Origin of the sequence: Gordonia neofelifaecis NRRL B-59395 (assembly GCF_000192435.1) — a bacterium.
In the GTDB taxonomy this organism is placed as follows: domain Bacteria; phylum Actinomycetota; class Actinomycetes; order Mycobacteriales; family Mycobacteriaceae; genus Gordonia; species Gordonia neofelifaecis.
Window position 1 is genome coordinate 50,358 of sequence record NZ_AEUD01000013.1, and the last position, 18,921, is coordinate 69,278.

The following is an 18,921-nucleotide window of genomic DNA, read 5'->3' on the forward strand; positions in this document are numbered from 1 at the left end:
GTCACTGCTCCTTCGGCGCGACACGCTGCGGCCGCTCACGGGGCCTGGCGAACTTCACCAGGTCAGCCAGCACACTACCGAGCGACGGCGGCTCGGCCCGGACCAGCAGGTCGCGCGGCGCGAAGATCTCGGTCGGCTCGGCGCGCCCGCGGAGCGTCACCCGATCCACGCGACGCCACCGTCCGGCCTCGGCCTCCCCCGCCCGGTCGACGGCCGCGCCGCTCGCGTACACGGGCGAGTAGCCCTCCTTCGCACGATCGGACAGTCGGGCGCACTCGTTGACCGGATCTCCGATCACCGTGTACTCGTACCGAGTCCGGGCCCCGATGTTCCCGGCGAACACCGAGCCGTACGAAACGGCCATCCCCCACTCGAGCGGCAGTTTCTCGCCGAGCGCCTCACCCAGTTCGCGCGCCGCGGCCAGCGCGGCTTCGGCGGGATTGTCCATCGGCTCCGGTGCGCCGAAGACCACGAGCGCGGCGTCGCCCTCGAACTTGTTGATGAAGCCGCCGTGTTCGGCGACCACCTCGGCGACGATGGAGAAGAAGGCGTTCAGCACGACCGCCGTCTCACGTGGATCGCGTCGCGCCGCGAAGGACGTCGACCCCGTGATGTCGACGAAGATCATCGCGGCGTCGGTGTTGGAGCCCACCAGCTCGCCGTCGTGCTCCAGCGCCAGATCGGCAACGCCCACGCCGACGTGCCGGGAGAAGATCTCACGCATCCGGTCGCGCTCCTCGAGCCCGTCGAGCATGCCGTTGATGCCGTCCTGAAGGACGCCGATCTCGGACGAGTCGTAGACCGCGACCCGTTGGGTCAGATCGCCGTCGCTCGCCGCCTCGACGACCGTGCTCATCTCGTTGAGCGGGTCGCGGATCGCCCGGCCGACCAGCCCGACGACGCGAGCACCGGAGGCCAGCGCGATGAACGCGAGGAAGGCGATCGGCCAGTCGAAGTTGTCGTGCACCTGCGGTACCAGATCGAGGGCGCGGCCGACGATGATCGTCACCATGCCGACCATCGGCACGGCCGACGACACCAACCAGATCACGGCCATCCGTTCACGGACACCGTGCATGGCGAACCGCATCGACCGCCCGCCGAGTGCCAGGACCACCAGCGGCCGGACCGCGCTCTCGATGAACATGTAGTTCAGACAGGCCGAAGTGGTGGCGGCCAGCATGAACGCGACCAGCATCGCCAGCAGGAACACCGGCTGGGCACCGGAGACGAGCACGTACGTGACGTAGGCGGCCAGCCATCCCACGAGGTCGGCATAGACCACCCGGGCCGGAATCACCTGGACCTGCATGCGCCGTTCGTCGTCCGCAGGTGTGCCGCTGACGAACCACGCGAACTGCGGCCGGAGGAACAGCAGGGAGATCGCGATGCTCACCAGCAGTCCGACCAGAGTCGACATCAGGATGGCGAGCATGCCGGGATCGTCGTTGCCGGAATGCAGCGTCAACTCACCGCCGCTGAACGCCAGCATCACGGCGATGAACGTCTCGATGCTGATGAGGATCTTCGCGCCGCCCATGATCGCGCCACCGAGGACGATCGCCCGTGCCACGATCCCACGTCGAGTGTCGATGTCCATCGCACGCCACTCGTTGGCGACGCGTTCGCTGCCGCCCTCCACCAGGCGGCCGCCGAAGTACGCGAGCTTCAGGCGACGATCCATCCAGATCGCGAAACGATGCAGATCGGCCCGAGTCTGGTCACGCAAAAGCAATCACCTCCCGGGCGCTTGGAATCTCACTGAGATTACCGAAGACCGGGAGGTGATGCGGGGGTGGAGCGATCAGGCGGTGTGGGTCGCCTCGATCTCGAGCGTGATGGTGATCTTGTCGCCGACCACGGTTCCACCGGTCTCCAGCGGCATCTCGATGTCGATGCCGAAGTCCTTGCGGTTGATGACGGTAGTGGCCTCGAAGCCGGCGACCGGGCCCTGGCCCATGCCGGCGTGGACGCCGTTGTACTCCATCTTCAGGGTGACCGGCTTGGTGACGCCCTTCAGGGTGAAGTCGCCGGTGAGCTCGTAGTCGCCGGCCTTCTCGACCACGGAGGTCGAGACGAAGGTGGCCTTCGGGAACTGCTCGGCGTCGAAGAAGTCGGCGGACTTGATGTGGCCGTCACGCTGCTCGTTGCGGGTGTTGATCGAGGTCACGTCGATCTCGGCCTGCACGGCGGGGGTGCCGTCCTCGGCGATCGTGATGGCACCGGCGAAGGTGTCGAAGTTTCCGCGGACCTTCGAGACCATCAGGTGACGGACCGAGAAGGCGACGGTCGAGTGGACCGGGTCGATGGTCCAGGTGCCTGCGGTCAGGTCACTGGGGGTCACGGTTGCTGCAGTCATGATGTGCTCCTTGCTTGGCGCTGTCGATGTCGGGTTGTGGGTCCTGCTGCGGCGGTCACTGCCGCACACACAGAGCATAACCGGACCACGGTCCGGATAATTCCAGATGTGTCACAGGACACAGAACTCGGGCGGAATCACACCTCGACGACGTCGCTCGACGGATCGATCAGGACCTTCGCATGGCTCTGCGCCGAGCCGAGCGCCTCGAACGCCGAGGCGGTGCCGCCGAGTCCGACGGTGCCGGTCAGCAACGGCTGCGGTCGGACCTTGCCGCGGGCGATCAGATGCAGCGTGTTGCGGAACTCGGCCGGGTCGTAGCCGAAGACGAAGCGCAGGTCGACCTCCTTGTTGCTCGCCATCGCAGGCTGGAAGACATCCGGCTGCATGCACACGCCGACCACCACCACGCGCGAGCGGAACGGCGCGTGCGTGACGAGGTCGTCGATCATCCCGGGTACGCCGACGCACTCGAAGACCACCGGTCCCCGAGGAGTCAGGGACAGCTTGTCGGCCACGTTCATCAGCGCCCACCACGGCACGCCGGGCACCGCCTGAAGGGCGTGCATCGCGTCGAACGCCACCGAGAAGAGGTCCCCGGCGCGGGTGAAGTGCTTCTCCTGGGCCGGGACCGCATCCCAGGGACTGTCCACCGCCGGATCGACGACCACGTCCGCTCCGCACTGCCGGGCGAGACCTCGCCGCAGATCCGAGAGATCGCTCGCGATCACCGTCTTCACGCCCGCAGCCTTGAGCATGAGAACGACGGCCAGCCCGATCGGTCCGCAGCCGACCACCACCGCGACGTCGCGCCTGCCGACGTCGCTGCGGCGAACCGCATGGTGCGCGACCGCCAGCGGCTCGGTGAGCGCGGCCAGGTCGGCATCCAGCCCCTCGGGTACCGGCATCGTCAGGTCCTCCTGGACCAGCAGGTACTCGGAGTATGCACCGGGTGCACGCTCGGACAGGCCCACCATCTCTACCTCGCCGTCGTGCCGGATGATCGGCATCGCGACGACCGCGGTCCCCGGCCTCCAGCGCTTGCGGCACTTCGGTCCGTACGAGACCACCTCACCGACGAACTCATGCCCCATGACGACCGCCTGCGACGGTCGCATGAAGTGGTCGTAGCCGACCTTCTCGCCGATGTCGGCGACGACGTCGCCGTGCACGCGCGCGTGCAGGTCGGACCCGCAGATCCCGGCGCGCAGCACCTTGATCAGCACATGTCCGGGCCCCGGTTCGGGCACCTCGACCTCTCGGACCTCGAGCGAACCCTTATGACACACCACAGCTTTCATGCGTCCACTGTAGGTTCGGCCCCGAACCCGCGCCGGGATCAGTCCTTGCTGCGGTGGCGCGCGCGACGCACCTGATACGACGGATCGACCGTCACGCCGGTCTGCGACGCGTCGGACGCCGAGCCCGCGAAACCGGTGCCGGGGTCGGTGTTCGCCCAATGATGTCGACCGGTGTCGGCCGCGGAGTCGACGACCTCTGTCTCGGTGCCTGCGGCCTCCGGCTCGGGCTGGTCGTGCGTGATCGTGTGGACGGTGTCCTCGGACTCGTCGACGAACGTCTCGACTTCCTTCTCGACCACCTTGCGCACGATCACCGGCTTCTCGACCACGACGATCTGCTCGATCGGCTTCTCCACGATCTTCTCGACCTCGACGTAGACCGGCTTCTCGACGACCTTCTCGATGACGTGCTCGATCGGCTTCTCGACGATCCGCTCGACCACGTGGTCGAACCGCTTCTCGATGACGTTCTCGACCAGGACCGGGGTCTGCACGTTCTTGTCGAACTCGCGCCGAACCTCCTGCTCGACGACTTTCTCGACGATCTCCGGCCGCTCGACGATCTTCTCGACCACGTGCTCGACCGGCTTGTCGACGACTTTCTCGACGATGTTCGGCTGCTCGACGACGCGTTCGACGACCCGGTCGACCGGCTGCTCGATGACCTTCTCGACCACGTTCGGCCGCTCGATCACCCGCTCGACGACGCGGTCCACCGGCCGCTCCACCACCTTGTCGACGACGTTCGGGACTTCGACCACCCGCTCGACGATCCGATCGACCGGCTGTTCCACGGTCTGCTGAATCACGTTGGGACGCTCGATGACGCGTTCGACGATGTGATCGACCGGCCGCTCGACGATCTGCTCGACCACGTCGGGCCGCTCCACCACCCGCTCGACGACATGGTCGACCGGCTTCTCGACGATCTGCTCGATGACGTTCGGGATCTCGACGACCCGCTCCACCACCCGGTCGACCGGCTGCTCGATCACCTGCTCGACGACGTTCGGAACTTCGACCACCTTGTCCACGACGTGCTCGACAGGCTTCTCGACGACGTTCTCGACCACTTCGGGAATCTCGACCACTCGCTCAACGACGTGGTCGACGGGCTTCTCGACGATCTTCTCGATCAGTTCCGGCTTCTCGACGACGCGCTCGACGGCGTGCTCGACCGGGCTCTCCACGATCCGCTCGACCACGTTCGGCTTCTCGACGATGCGCTCGACCACGTGGTCGACAGGCTTCTCGATCGTCTTCTCGGTGACGTTCGGGATCTCGACGATGCGCTCGACCTCGCGGTCGACAGGCTTCTCGATCACCTTCTCAACGACGTTCGGCGTCTCGACGATGCGCTCGACGATGTGGTCGACGGGCTTCTCGATGGGCCGGTCGACGATCTGCTCGACGACCACTTCGCGCGGCACCTCGACCGTCTTGATCTCCGCCTTCTCGACGACGAGTTCCATCTCCTTCTCGACCACCTTCTCGACGGTCTTGTAGACGATCTTCTCGACCGGGACCTCGATCTCCTTCTCGACCGTGGTGATCGTCGCCGCGTCCTCGGTGGCGTCGACGTGCTTCTCGACCACCTTCTCCACCGGCTTGTAGACGATCTTCTCGACCGGGACCTCGATCTCCTTCTCGACGATCTTCTCGACCGGGACCTCGCGGATCACCTCGACGACCTTCTCGACGGGCTTCTCGACCACCTTCTCGACGATCGACTCGACTGGGATCTCGACCACCTTGTCCACGATGGTGACGATCGGCTTCTCGACCATCCGCTCGACGCTGATCGGCTTGTCGACCACGTCGTCGGTGATCTCGACGAGCAGCTTCTCGACCATCCTGCTGACCTCGACCGGTCGTTCGACGATCTCGTCGACCACGGTCACCAGCAGCTTCTCCACGAGCCGCTGCAGTTCTACGGGCTTGTCGACGATCTCGTCCAGAATGGTGACGATCGGCTTCTCCACCATGCGGGGGATCTCGATGTCACGGTCGACGATCTCGTCGCGCACGGTGACGATCGGCTTCTCGACCAGCCGCGGCAGTTCGACCGGCTTCTCCACGAACTCGTCGACGAAGGTCACGATCGGCTTCTCCACCGACCGCGGCAGCTCGACGGGCTTCTCGGCGATCTCGTCGACGACCGTGATGACCGGCTTCTCCACCAACCGCGGCAACTCGACCGGCTTCTCGGCGATCTCGTCGACCACCGTGATGACCGGCTTCTCCACCAACCGCGGCAACTCGACCGGCTTCTCGGCGATCTCGTCGACCACCGTGATGACCGGCTTCTCCACCAACCGCGGCAACTCGACCGGCTTCTCGGCGATCTCGTCGACCACCGTGATGACCGGCTTCTCCACCAACCGCGGCAACTCGACCGGCTTCTCCACGATCTCGTCCACCGTCGTGATGACCGGCTGCTCGACGAGTCGGCGGATCTCCACCGCCTGCTCGACGATGTTGTCGACCACGGTCACGACGGGCTTCTCCACCCGCCGGTGAACGATCACCGGCTTGTCGGCGACCTCGTCCTCGATGGTCACGACGGGGCGTTCGACCGTGCGGCTGATGGACACCGGTTTGTCGGCGATCTCGTCGACGACGGTCACCACCGGCTTCTCGACGAGGCGCGAGACGGTCGCCGGCTTGTCGATGATGGTGTCGACGGTGTTGACCACGAGTCGCTCGACGACCCGTTCCAGTGTCACCGGTACGTCGATGACCTTTTCGACCGGGTTCTCCACCAGCCGCTGGACGGTGTACTCGCGATCGACGACGTTGTCGACGACCTCCAACGCGGGCTCGTTCTCCTGCGGTGTCCCGTCGTTGGCCATCGCCCCTCCTCGTCATGCGCTGATCTCACCGAGAACCCTTACACAGGCCGGTGAAAACTACCTAGCTGAACCCTTAGATTACGCGGCAGATGAATGACTGCAGAACCGTGAAGCAGCTTTCCGCGAGACCCGCGATGCAAAGAGAATCAGAGGCCCACCGTTGCCGGTGGGCCTCTGATTCTTTGAATATGTGGCCAGAGTCGGGATCGAACCGACGACCTTCCGCTTTTCAGGCGGACGCTCGTACCAACTGAGCTACCTGGCCGGACGGTGTCGGCGTCAAAAACCGAAACCAAAAGCGACCCTGACGGGACTCGAACCCGCGACCTCCGCCGTGACAGGGCGGCGCGCTAACCAACTGCGCCACAGGGCCATATTCAATTTGTTGCCTTGAGAACCTTATCAGACTCTCTCCGCGTACCCCCTACGGGATTCGAACCCGCGCTACCGCCTTGAAAGGGCGGCGTCCTAGGCCGCTAGACGAAGGGGGCCGGTGTTCCTCGTTGGGAGCGAGACAAACTTTATGGCACTTCCTCTCACAAACGCAAATCAGCTGGTCATCGGTAGTTTCTCGGCAATTCACCAGGCGCGGCACAGGCGTTCGCCCACGACCCGACGGACGTCCGCGCATCCCCGCCCCTTCGCCCGCGCGGTCGATACGACCTCGACGCCGCCGATCTCAGCGTCGCGGTCGTACTCACGAACCGGAGCAGGAGCCACCTCTGCAGAAAGACTGCGCTCTCATCGCTCGCCGAGGGCACATTGCCCTCGGCGAGCCTCGAACGAGCAGAGTTTCAAACCACACCCTCGCCGGCGGCCTCGAAGAGGCGGGTAAATCACTCGACGGCACAACACGTTCGGCGTAGAACTACCCGTTATGCCCGAAATGATTGCACCCAAGGTACTCAGCTTCGCGAGCAGCCTGGAGTCCAAGACTCGCGATCAGGCTGCCGAGACCGCGTCGATGCCGTTCGTTCACAGTCACGTGGCGTTGATGCCCGACGCGCACGTCGGCATGGGGTCGGCCGTCGGCACGGTGATCCCCACGATCAACGCGGTGATTCCGGCCGCCGTCGGCGTCGACATCGGCTGCGGCATGATCGCCGCAGAGACGATGCTGACGGCGGAGCAGATCGCCGACTTCGACCTGCGCGCGCTGCGCGAGTCCGTGGAGTCGGCGATCCCGCTGTCGCCCGGCAACTACAACCGCGGCGTCGATCGCTACGACTTCACCCAGACCCGCCTCCACGAACTCACCGAGCTCGCCGAGACCAGCGGCGTCGATCTGAGCCATTCCCCGACGTGGCAGCGTCAGCTGGGGTCACTCGGCGGCGGCAACCACTTCATCGAGCTGTGCCTCGATGAGCGGGACCGAGTGTGGCTGTTCCTGCATTCCGGGTCGCGCGGTGTCGGCAACAAGATCGCGAAGCGGCACATCAAGATCGCTCAGCAGCTCTGCAAGCGCTGGTGGATCGATCTGCCGTCGCCCGATCTGGCCTATCTCCCGCAGGGCACGCCGGAGTTCACCGACTACCTCACGGACCTGAAGTGGGCGCAGGCGTTCGCGTTCGAGAACCGCGCCGAGATGATGGACCGGTTCGTTCGGGCCGTCGAGCACTGGGCGGGCGTTGCGCGCGGCGACCTGGAGACCGACCGGGTGAACTGCCACCACAACTACACCGTGATGGAAGAACACTTCGGCAAGAAGGTGTGGCTCACCAGGAAGGGTGCGATCAACGCTGCCGACGGAGTGCGCGGTGTGATTCCCGGTTCGATGGGCACGCGGTCGTATGTGGTGCGCGGCAAGGGAAACGCTCCCGGACTACGTTCCGCACCGCACGGTGCCGGCCGCCGATTCTCACGGAGCGAAGCCCGGAAGCGGTTCTCCGCCGACGACCTCGCCGCCCGGATGGCCGGCATCGAGTACCGCCACGGCGAGGAGTGGATCGACGAGATCCCCGACGCGTACAAGGACATCGACCAGGTGATGGCGGATGCCCGCGATCTGGTCGACGTGGAGCACGAGCTCCGCCAGATCCTCAACGTCAAGGGGACGTGAGCCGATTCCACTCGAGTACAGAACATCGTCCACCGCGAACGGCACTAGATCGCGAGGATCGGCAGGATCACCGCAATCGGCATCAGGACGGCACCGGCGAGAATGTATCGGCGCCACGGTACGTCGACTCCGCTTCGCCGCAGCTGGTCGTGCCAGAGCAGCGTCGCCAGCGATGCCCACGGAGTCACGATCGAACCGACATTGACGCCCACGAGCAGTGCGGCCATCCGAGTGGTGCCGTCTACGACCGTGTCGAGGGCGAGGAACGCCGGGATGTTGTTGATGACATTCGACAACCCCGCCCCCACACCGCCCAGAATGAGCAAGCCGCCGGCGGACTGTCGGCCGTCGCTGAACAATCGAGCCATCCAGTCCATCGCGCCGAGCGCATGGAGCGCGGCCGCCGACGACGACAGCGCGACCACGAACAACAGCGAGCGCCACGGAATCAGGGTGACCGCCGCTGCGCGCAACTTCTCACGCGAAGTCACTCCCAACAGCACTAGAGCACCGATGATCGCGGTCAACCAATACGGGATCGGTGAGACCAACAGCGGCAGCAGGCATCCCAGTACGATGAGGCTCACTCGCAACCGCGGACCATCGCCGGTGAACGCGACGGGTTGTCGCCGCGCCGTCTCCACCGCGGGCCGACGTCGCTCCGACCACCGGTAGACGATCCACGAAGCCACCAGCACGACCGCCGAGGCGACCAACGCGGGACGCCACATCACGGACAGGTAGGCACCGGTGCCGGCGAACGTCCCACCCGAGACCGCCAGCAAATTGGTGAGGTTGGAGACCGGCAGCAGCAACGAAGCGATATTGGCGATCCACACCACTGCAAAGCCAACCGCTGCCATCCCGACGCCGGACCGTCGGGCCAGCGCGACCGCCAGCGGCGTCACCATGATCGCTGTCGTATCGAGCGACAGGAACACCGTGCTGACCATCGCGAGAACGACTACCTGTGTCCACGTCGCCGCGGACGCGGACAGCCCGCGCCAGGTGAACCGTTGCATTCCCGCCGCGACGGCCTCGAACGCTCCGGCGTCGGCAGCGATGTTGACGACGATCGACATCGCCGCGACGAACACGAGCACGGGCGCAAGCCGTCCGACGAGATCGCGGGCCTCTGCGGGCGAAGCCGCTACGAGCGTACCTCCGGCGACGACCGACACCGCAAGGAACCACCAGCGGCGCGCGGCTGCGGTCACTCTCAACCGGCAAGTCTTGGCGACGCTAGCGAGCATCCGAGAACGTCGACAACCGTCTCGACTGTAATGACCACCGGACCATCGTCCCACGACCGGTTGATCAACGGGTAGGCGCAGAAGTGCTCGTCGAGCCCGCCAGATCTCGCATGGTCTCGAGAGCCACCCGGCGCTCAGGACACGCCATCGCACCCGTTGGACAACTCCAATACAAAACGCCAGACCAGGGAAACCATCCCTGGCCTGGCGTTTCACCAGTGCCCCCAGTAGGGCTCGAACCTACGACCTGCGGATTAAAAGTCCGTAGCTCTACCAACTGAGCTATAGGGGCGTGCGTCACGCGTAGCGCGACGTCAGGGAGTCTACCGAACGCCTCGTGCCGGTCCCGGCATCGCCTCCCGTCGAACCTCAAGCAACCGCCAGGTGTCCACCATCACAGTAGACCGATCATTCTCTGCAACTTAGGGTTACACATACCCACCGGCGCTGCCCGGCGTCGCAACCGCAGGAGGACCCACATGGCCCACGGCCCCAGCCGGACGTTCACCGGAGTCGGACGGTTCGCGCATCGACACGCTTGGTGGATCCTCGGTTTCTGGGTGCTCGCGGCCGTCGGACTCAACCTCGCGATCCCACAGCTCGAGGTCACGGTGTCCAAGACCTCGGCCGACTTCCTGCCGCGATCGCTGCCCGCGAACCAGCACCTCGAAGCGATGGCCCGAGACTTCGGCGTGCCGCCGTCGAATGCCGTCAGCAGCGTGGTTCTGGTGGACGACAAGGGATTCGGGCCTGCGGACGACGCCTACTACGTCCGGCTCGTCGACGCCCTCACCAAGAGCGACGACGTCGCGTATCTCATCGACTTCTACGGCAAGCCGGTCACGCGGGAGGCCGCGCTCAGCCCGGACGGGAAGGCCGTCAACATCCTCGTGGCAGCCGAGGGGTCGGTCGGGTCCACGCGCGCTCACCATGCGGCCCAGGGCATTCGGGCGGCGATCGACTCCGCCGCTCCCCCGGCGGGGCTGCAGACGTACTACACCGGACCGACGGCGACCCTCGCCGATCTGTTCAGCGCGATCGACTTCTCACTGCTGATCATCACCGGCGTCTCGATCCTGCTGATCTCGATCGTCGTGTTCATCGTGTACCGCAAGGTATCGACGGCCGCGATCCCACTGATCAGCCTCGCGCTGGGCCTGGCGATCGTCCGTCCGATCGCGTCACTGCTCGGCGGCCACGGATGGCTGTCGATCTCGAACTTCACCATCGCGATCATGACCGCCCTGGTGCTCGGCGCGGTGACCGACTACGCGATCTTCACCCTGGCGTCGTACCACGAGGGACGCCGAAAGGGGCTGGCAGTCGGCGACGCGGTCGCCTCGGCCAGTGGTCGCACCGCGCCCATCATCGTGGCGTCCGCGCTGACCATCGCGGCCGCGTCGGCGTCGATGATCTTCACCCGGATCGGCATGTTCCGTACGGCAGGGCCGCCGACGGCGATCGCCGTGCTGGTGGTCCTCGCGCTCGCCCTCACCCTGCCGCCCGCGCTGCTCTCGATCGCCGGACGGCGCGGACTCGCCGAGCCTGGACCGTCCACCGAACGACGCTGGCGGCATCGCGGGGCGACGATCATGCGTCGCGCCGGCATCTACGCCGCCGCTTCGCTGATCTTCCTGGTGAGCTGCGCCGCCCTGCTGATCGGTCATCGGACCAACTGGGACGAGTCGTCGATGTTCGTGCGCGCCAACGAATCCACCCGCGGCTACGACGCCGTCTACCGTCACTACGGCGTGAACGCGGTCGCGACCGAGTATCTGATCGTCCGCGCCGACCACGACGTCCGCAACACCTCCGACCTCGCCGCACTGGAACTGGCCGCCGACGCCGTCTCCCGGCTCGACGCCGTCGAAGCGGTGCGCTCCATCACCCGGCCCGACGGCAAGCCGCTGACCGAATCCGCCGCAGGCTATGTGCCGGGACGCGTCGGACACGAACTCGACGGCGCCGCGAAACAGATGGCGGACGCCCGCCCGGATCTGCTCCGCCTCGCATCCGGCGTCGGCCGGCTCACCGACGGCGCCGACGAGGCGAACTCGCGGATGCCCGAGCTCGTCGCCGGGACCGATCAGGTGGTCACCATGGCCGGCGGTGTGCTCGATTCGCTGGACGCCGCGCAGACCTTCATCGCCGCCGCGACCGACGGACGCTCCGACCTCACGAGTGCCACTGACACGCTGCGTCGCAGCCTGGACGCGGTGAGTCCGGCGGTGGCAGACCTCCGACGAGGCGCGGCGGCCGCACAGCCGGCGATTGACGAGTTCGATCGCGTCTTCGCACCGCTGATCGCGCCCCGGACACCGGCCGCATGCTCGGCCGATCCGCGATGCGCCGCGGCCCGAGTGGCGTTCGACCAGCTCAACCGCGCCACGGGCGGCCAGGCCCGCGCAACCCTGTCGGGCCTGCGCGCCGCTGCCGCGGTTCCCGGCCGGGCGACGGCCCGCGCCGAGCGTTCGGTGGTCGCCCTGCGCGGGCTCCTCACCCAGCTGAACGGTCTGCTCTCTCAGCTGGGCGGCCGCACCCCCGATCAGATCCGTGCCGACCTGGGCCGACTGCAAGCCGGTGTCGGCGAGCTGTCCGACGGCATGTCGCAACTGGCCGACGGCCTCCACCAGGTCCGCGACGGCACCGCTGCGCTGACCGCCTTGACCGACAAGCTGCACGCCGGCCTCAAGCAGGCCACCGGATATCTCGGCCCGATGAGCGCGGCGACCGCAGACGGCCCCGGACGGGGCTTCTACCTCCCGGACGAGGCGCTCGACGATCCGCGGATGGTCGAAGGCGGACGGCTGCTGATCTCGCCCAGCGGTCACACCGCGCGAATGATGGTGACCTGGAAGATCAATCCGTACAGCGGCGAGGCCCTAGCCGCCAGCCGCGGTCTCGCTCCGGCCGCGCGGTCGGCGCTCGCAGGCACCGGACTCGCCGACGCCGAGGTGTCGAACACCGGACTCGCCTCGCTCTCCGCGGACATGAACGACCAGCTCCACCGCGATCTGCTGATCTTCGGACTCGCGGCGATCGTCGCGGTGACGATCGTGCTGACCGTATTGCTGCGCAGCGTCGTCGCACCGCTGGTCCTGGTCGCGACGGTGCTCTTGTCGTTCGCCGCGGTGATGGGCATCAGCACCCTGGTGTGGCAGCACCTCATCGGCATCCCGCTGGACTGGTCGGTGGCTCCCGTCGCGGGCATGGCGCTGATCGCGGTCGGCGCCGACTACAGCATGCTGTTCGCGTCCAGGATCCGGGAGGAGTCCGCCGGTCGTGGACTGATCTCCGGCGTCATCCGCGGTTTCGGCAGCACCGGCAGTGTCATCACCACCGCCGGGCTCGTCTTCGCCATCACCATGTTCGCGCTGATGTCGGGGACCACGCTCAACCTGGTGCAGATCGGCTTCACGATCGGCGTCGGGCTGCTGCTCGACATCCTCGTCGTCCGGTCGATTCTGGTCCCCGCGACGATCGCCGTCCTCGGCGAACGGATGTGGTGGCCCGCGCCGCCGGTCAGACGACCAGCGACTGACGACTGACGGTGGCGACGGCGTCGGCGAAGACCGGCACGAACTTCTCGGCACCGATGACGCAGCACGCGTGGCCGCCGGCGACGTCGAAGCGCTGTGCGCCCGGGATGCCGTCGACGAGCAGCTGCTGTCGTTCCGGCTGGACGATCTTGTCGTGCGTGGAGACGACGACGGCGGTCGGCACGTCGACCTCGCCCAGCCAGCTCCGGGAGTCGAACCGGGCCATCGCCTCGGCGAAGACCCCCTGCAGGCCGAGTGGCGTGGACGAGACCTGAGCGAGTCCCCACTTGAGCGGATGCGAGGTCGGGTCGTCGAGGACTCGCTCGGGCGGCGTCGGCAGGACCTTGTCCACGACGGTCAGCGCCCGGCCGATCCGCTGCTCCAACGCCAGCCGGTTCGGCTCGATGCTGGAGAAGTACGGTCCTGTCGAACACAGGACGAGTCCGGCGACCCGGTCACGACTGCGCTGCCAGGCGAGCTGGGCGATGCCGCCGCCCATCGAGAAGCCCGCGGCGACGAACCGATCGATCCCGAGGGCGTCGGCGACGGCGACCACGTCGTCCGCGCAGTCGTCGAGGACGAAGTCGTCCGAGGCGATGCCGCGTCCGTGCAACCGGTGGTCCATCGTGATCACGCGGTAGTCGCGCTCCAGCTCGGGGATCACCGGGTACCAGCACAGCAGACCGGTGGTCGAGACCGAGTGAAGCAGGAAGATCACGGGTCCGTCCGGTCGACCCGAGTCGGTGATGAACGTCTCCCCGCGCCCCGGGAGATTCAATCGTCGGCCCGTCGGGATCCCCTTGACCGGGTACGGGCGCACGGCGTGACCGATTCCGCGGCGCATGGTGGCGAGACGACTGCTCAGAGCTGGCATGTCCCCAACTTACACCGACAGCGATCCACCAAGTGCCCTGCTCACAGGCTCCTCTTAGACAAATCTAGGAATCCATCTCGCCGATCGTCCGGACATCTGACATACTCCGCGACGTGATTCCGATTGACCGACCGAAGCTCGAGGGTTCCATCGCCGTCGGCGACAAACGACGCCGCCGCATCGGCTTCTCCGAGTTCGGCTCTCCCGAGGGGCCTGCGGTCCTCTGGCTGCACGGCACCCCCGGCGCGCGACGCCAGATCCCGCCCGAGGCGCGAGAGTACGCGGAGACCCGGGGCTTCCGCCTGATCGGCCTGGACCGGCCGGGCGTCGGCTCGTCGACCGCACACAAGTACTCCTCGATCGCCGACTTCACGATCGACTTCCAGACCGTGCTCAACACCCTCGGCATCGACCGGTTCTCGGTGATCGGACTGTCCGGCGGCGGCCCGTACTCGCTCGCGGTCTCGCGGTTCCTCGCCGATCGCGTGGTGTCGACGGGAATCGTCGGCGGCGTGGCGCCGATCAACGGCCCGGACGCGGTTCACGGCGGCGCGGTCGATCTGGCGAAGTACGCGGTTCCATTGATCAACGTCGCGGGTCGGCCGATCGGCTCCGTGCTCAGCACCGTCCTCGGCTTCGCCCGCCCGATCGCCGACCCGGCGATCAGTCTGTACGGCAGGCTGTCGCCGGAGGCCGACCGGGAACTGCTGTCGCGCCCGGAGTTCCGGGCGATGTTCCTCGACGACCTCCTGCACGGCGGCAGCCGCCGGATGGAGGCGCCGTTCGCCGACCTGCAGCTGTTCGTCCGCGACTGGGGCTTCCGCGTCGGCGATGTCGACGCCTACATCCACTGGTGGCACGGCGACGCGGACAACATCATCCCGTTCGCGCATGGCGAGCACATGGTGAACCTGCTCCCGCACGCCGAACTGCACCCGCTGCCCGGACAGAGCCACATCAGTGGACTCGGCCACAGCGTCGAGATGCTCGACGTCCTGCTGGCCGCCTGGGACTGACGACGATTTCTGTCGAGTTGTCGTTCCCTGCGGTCGACAACTCGACAGAAGTCTCGAGAGAACCGAACGCTACCCGGTAGCCGTCGTCGCGAGTCCCGCGGCCAGACCCAGAACCACGCTCAGCAGAAGCAGTTCGGTACCCGCCCGGGTGATCGACTCCCGCTCGCTCACCCCGTGCCTCCGCGCCCGTGGCACCCACGACCGCCGGTGCCACGCAGCCAGGCCGAGCACCACGATGAGCAGCACCGTCTTGGCCAGCACGATCCGCCCGTATCCGGTCGCCCACAGCTGCGGTCCCACCCCGACCTGGACCAATGCGACGACGACCCCGGTGACCGTCAGCGCACCGACCGCGGGCAGCGCCCATCGGGAGAACTCCGGCAGACTGCGCGCCCAGCCGCCCTTCCCCCGAACGGTGACGACGAGCGCGGCCAGCGTCCCGGCCCACCACGCCGCGCTCAGCGAATGCACCCCGAGCACAACCGGTATCCACGCCGAGTCCGTCCCGTGGCCGGTCACCGACAGCGCGAGCACACCGACGCCGGCGATCACCGCGACCACCGGAACCGGCGGGTCGCCGCGCATCGCGGCGAACGTCCAGCCCAGAATCGCGACGGCGCCGACCAGACCGATCAGCACCGGTAGGCCCGACTCCAGTCCGGTGGTGACGTCGCCGACTCGGACTGCCCAGGGCGAGACGCCCAGGTTCTGCGCCACCTGCAGCCAGCCGTCGAGGACACTCGCGATGCCCCAGACGCCCGCGGTCACGGCGATCGCGATCAGCGACGGCCGCGCGTCGAGGAACGGCAGCGCGCCGAGTCCCAGCAGCAGCGAGACGGCCGCGATCGACACCGCTCCCGCCACCGCGGACGGTTCCGGCTCGGCCAGCGCCCAGCACAGCGCCACGCCGGCGACGACCAGCGCGGCTCCCGCCGACACCAGCGCGGCGCGCAGCCCGTCGACGCCGGTCGGACTCACCGGACGGTCAGCGCCGACTGCGCGTGATCATCAGCACGAGCACGCCCACCACCAGTGCGATCACACCGATCGCACCGATCACGATGCCCGCGATGGCCCAGCCGCCGAGTCCGTCGTGGCTGGTATCGGGCTGCCAGTCGTCAGCCACCGGCCCCGGCGTGCCGGTGCCCGCGGCGGTCAGCTCGAAGGTGGTCTGGCCTTCCACCGGGTGCCCGTCGGCCGAGGTGACGCGGTAGTTCACCTTGTACTCGCCCGCCGGTCCGAGACCGTTGAGCGCGACCGACATCTCGGTGCCGTCGACGGTCGGCTCGCCCTGCTGCCAGAAGTGGTTGTCGGGCCCGACCACCTTGAGCACGGCGTACGACGACTTGAGGTCCTCGTTGAACGTCAGCGTCACCTTGTCCGGCGCGGTCGCGATCTTGGCACCCTGCTCGGGGCTCGAGCCCACCAGCGCCGAATGCGCCGAGGCCGGGCCTGCGACCAGACCGACCAACAGCGCGGCAGCCGCCGCGAACACGGCGAAGACCGAAGAACGTACGAGGAACCTGGACATGCGCGGAACACCTGACCTTGAGTCGTCACAGAGTCGGAGCCGGACCGGTGCCGACTCTCCTCCATCGTGACATGCAGCCACCCATTAGCCTGAACGTGTGTCGGTCTACTCACACGGTTTCGCCCGTCTCGCCGCTGCAGTTCCGCAGGTCGCCCTGGCCGATCCTCGCCAGAACGCTTCGCGCACCATCGAGCTGATCCGCCGCGCGCACCGGGAGTCGGTGGCGGTCGTCGCCTTTCCCGAACTCGGCCTGTGCGGCTACAGCGTCGACGATCTGGTCCAGCAGGACGCCCTGCTCGACGAGGTGGACGCCGCACTCGCGGCGGTCGTCGCGGCGACTGTCGACCTCATGCCGGTGGTCGCGGTCGGTGCTCCGCTGCGCGTCGACGACGCCCTGTACAACTGCGCGGTCCTGATCCACGGCGGTCGGATTCTCGGGGTGACGCCGAAGTCGTACCTGCCGAACTACCGCGAGTTCTACGAGCAGCGGTTCTTCGCCGCGGCGCGCGACGCCGTGCGGGACACCGTCGTCGTCGGCGGGCAACGCGTGCCGTTCGGCACCGACCTGATCTTCGAGGCCGACGACGTTCCCGGCCTACGCGTCCACGCCGAGGTCTGCGAGGACGGCTGGGTCGCGATCCCGCCGAGCACGTGGGCCTCGCTCGCGGGCGCGACCGTCCTGCTGAACCTCTCGGGCAGCCCGGTGACCGTCGGCAAGCAGGCCTACCGCCGCTCGCTGGTCACCGGCCATTCCGCGCGCTGCATCGCCGCACAGCTGTACGTGTCCGCCGGTTTCGGCGAATCGACGACCGACCTCGCCTGGGACGGCGACGCGCTGATCGCCGAGAACGGCACGCTGCTGGCGCGCTCCGCGGGCTTCTCGATGGAGCCGCAGCTGATCGTCGGCGACGTCGATCTCGACCGACTCCGACAGGAGCGGGCCCGGATGATCAGCCTGCGCGACCAGGTCGGCGACTTCGCCGATCGCGCCCGATCCTTCCGCCGCGTGTCATTCACCGTCGGCATACCCGAGACGACCGACGGCCTGCGCCGGGCGGTGCCGCGCTTCCCGTTCGTCCCGACCGGAGCCGCGGACCGCGACGAACGCTGCCGCGAGGTGCTCGACATCCAGGTCCAGGGGCTCGTCGCCCGACTGCGCTCCACCGGTATCGACAAGATCGTCATCGGAGTCTCGGGCGGCCTCGACTCGACGCTCGCCCTGCTGGTCGCGGTCCAGGCGTTCGACGCGATGGGCCTGCCGCGCACGAACATCCACGCCTACACCATGCCGGGCTTCGCCACCGGCGGAGCCACTCTCGCACGCAGTCACGTCCTGATGGACTCGCTCGGAGTCACCGGCAACGAGCTCGACATCCGGCCGTCGTGCATGCAGATGCTCGCCGATCTCAAGCACCCGTTCGCCGACGGCGAGCCCGTGTACGACGTCACGTTCGAGAACGTTCAGGCGGGCGAGCGGACGTCGCACCTGTTCCGCCTCGCCAATCACCTGGGCGGCATCGTGCTCGGTACGGGAGACCTGTCCGAGCTCGCGCTCGGATGGTGCACCTACGGCGTCGGCGATCAGATGTCGCACTACAACGTGAACGGCAGCGTTCCCAAAACCCTCATCCAGCATCTGATCCGCTGGAAGATCACCACCGCCAGGTACGGGCCGGACACCATCGCGACCCTGCAGGAGATCCTCGACGACGTGATCTCCCCAGAGCTGGTTCCGGCCGATGCCGACGGGAACATCCAGAGCACCGAGGACCACGTCGGTCCGTACGAGCTGCACGACTTCTTCCTGTATCACCTCACCCGATTCGGATACCGCCCGAGCAAGATCGCGTATCTGGCGCAGCAGGCCTGGAGCGATCGCGACCACGGCGCGTGGTCGGAGATGATGACCGACGACGAGCGCAACGAGTACGACGCCGCCACCATCGACAAGTGGCTGACCGTGTTCCTCAAGCGCTTCATGTCGAATCAGTTCAAGCGGACCGCGATGCCGAACGGACCGAAGATCGGCTCGGGTGGCTCGCTCTCGCCGCGCGGCGACTGGCGCTCCCCGTCCGACGCGCCGTCGTCGGCGTGGCTCCGCGAACTGCACCCCGAGTAGTCGGCGCTGCCGCGGGCT

12 protein-coding genes and 4 tRNA genes are annotated in these 18,921 nt (G+C 67.2%); 4 read left to right on the forward strand and 12 right to left on the reverse strand.

The genetic code is table 11. The features are described from left to right. Position 1: 1 nt before the first annotated feature. The 7 genes from SCNU_RS14455 to SCNU_RS14485 form a co-directional block, all read right to left on the reverse strand. Positions 2-1,729 carry an adenylate/guanylate cyclase domain-containing protein gene (locus tag SCNU_RS14455; protein WP_009680132.1) on the reverse strand — a complete coding sequence of 576 codons (1,728 nt, stop codon included), beginning with the start codon at positions 1,727-1,729 and terminating at the stop codon, positions 2-4. Positions 1,730-1,804: 75 nt separating this feature from the next. Next, the gene (locus SCNU_RS14460; protein ID WP_040518511.1) at positions 1,805-2,359 is read right to left on the reverse strand and encodes a YceI family protein; all 555 of its coding nucleotides are present in this window, start codon (positions 2,357-2,359) and stop codon (positions 1,805-1,807) included. 137 nt (positions 2,360-2,496) lie between these two features. Next, positions 2,497-3,660, reverse strand: a complete 1,164-nt coding sequence (locus tag SCNU_RS14465) for a zinc-binding dehydrogenase (RefSeq protein WP_040518512.1) — start codon at positions 3,658-3,660, stop codon at positions 2,497-2,499. A 38-nt stretch (positions 3,661-3,698) separates the two neighbouring features. Further along, complete coding sequence (locus SCNU_RS14470; protein ID WP_009680135.1) at positions 3,699-6,512, reverse strand: ring-infected erythrocyte surface antigen domain-containing protein; 2,814 nt, start codon at positions 6,510-6,512, stop codon at positions 3,699-3,701. 191 nt (positions 6,513-6,703) lie between these two features. After that, positions 6,704-6,777: transfer RNA gene (locus SCNU_RS14475), tRNA-Phe, on the reverse strand. Positions 6,778-6,811: 34 nt separating this feature from the next. Continuing rightward, positions 6,812-6,885: transfer RNA gene (locus tag SCNU_RS14480), tRNA-Asp, on the reverse strand. A gap of 45 nt (positions 6,886-6,930) precedes the next feature. After that, positions 6,931-7,003, reverse strand: a tRNA-Glu gene (locus SCNU_RS14485). 386 nt (positions 7,004-7,389) lie between these two features. Here SCNU_RS14485 and SCNU_RS14490 point away from each other — a divergent pair. Next, positions 7,390-8,571, forward strand: a complete 1,182-nt coding sequence (locus SCNU_RS14490; protein ID WP_040518513.1) for an RtcB family protein — start codon at positions 7,390-7,392, stop codon at positions 8,569-8,571. 44 nt (positions 8,572-8,615) lie between these two features. Here the strand turns inward: SCNU_RS14490 and SCNU_RS14495 are convergent, their stop codons facing one another. Together SCNU_RS14495 and SCNU_RS14500 are read right to left on the reverse strand one after the other, a co-directional pair. Beyond that, entirely contained in the window at positions 8,616-9,788 is a 1,173-nt protein-coding gene (locus SCNU_RS14495; protein ID WP_009680138.1) for an ArsB/NhaD family transporter, read from the reverse strand. Positions 9,789-10,043: 255 nt separating this feature from the next. Next, positions 10,044-10,116: transfer RNA gene (locus SCNU_RS14500), tRNA-Lys, on the reverse strand. 187 nt (positions 10,117-10,303) lie between these two features. Here SCNU_RS14500 and SCNU_RS14505 point away from each other — a divergent pair. Beyond that, complete coding sequence (locus SCNU_RS14505) at positions 10,304-13,372, forward strand: MMPL family transporter (protein WP_009680139.1); 3,069 nt, start codon at positions 10,304-10,306, stop codon at positions 13,370-13,372. On the opposite strand, the gene SCNU_RS14510 is transcribed toward SCNU_RS14505, so the two are convergent. Continuing rightward, on the reverse strand, positions 13,347-14,237 hold the full coding sequence (locus SCNU_RS14510) for an alpha/beta fold hydrolase (protein ID WP_040518515.1): 891 nt from the start codon (positions 14,235-14,237) through the stop codon (positions 13,347-13,349). The genes SCNU_RS14505 and SCNU_RS14510 overlap by 26 nt on opposite strands. A gap of 113 nt (positions 14,238-14,350) precedes the next feature. On the opposite strand from SCNU_RS14510, the gene SCNU_RS14515 reads away from it, so the two are divergent. After that, entirely contained in the window at positions 14,351-15,253 is a 903-nt protein-coding gene (locus SCNU_RS14515; protein WP_009680141.1) for an alpha/beta fold hydrolase, read from the forward strand. Positions 15,254-15,322: 69 nt separating this feature from the next. Here SCNU_RS14515 and SCNU_RS14520 read toward each other — a convergent pair whose 3' ends face one another. Both SCNU_RS14520 and SCNU_RS14525 read right to left on the reverse strand, forming a co-directional pair. Further along, a complete protein-coding gene (locus SCNU_RS14520) occupies positions 15,323-16,231 on the reverse strand; it encodes a CopD family protein (protein ID WP_009680142.1) in 909 nt (302 codons plus the stop codon). A gap of 7 nt (positions 16,232-16,238) precedes the next feature. Then, positions 16,239-16,784 (reverse strand): copper resistance CopC family protein, encoded by a 546-nt coding sequence (locus SCNU_RS14525; protein ID WP_009680143.1) that lies wholly within the window; start codon positions 16,782-16,784, stop codon positions 16,239-16,241. A 97-nt stretch (positions 16,785-16,881) separates the two neighbouring features. Here SCNU_RS14525 and SCNU_RS14530 point away from each other — a divergent pair, with 97 nt between their 5' ends. Next, positions 16,882-18,903, forward strand: coding sequence for an NAD(+) synthase (locus tag SCNU_RS14530; protein ID WP_009680144.1), 2,022 nt, complete (start codon positions 16,882-16,884; stop codon positions 18,901-18,903). The last annotated feature ends 18 nt before the right edge of the window (positions 18,904-18,921 follow it).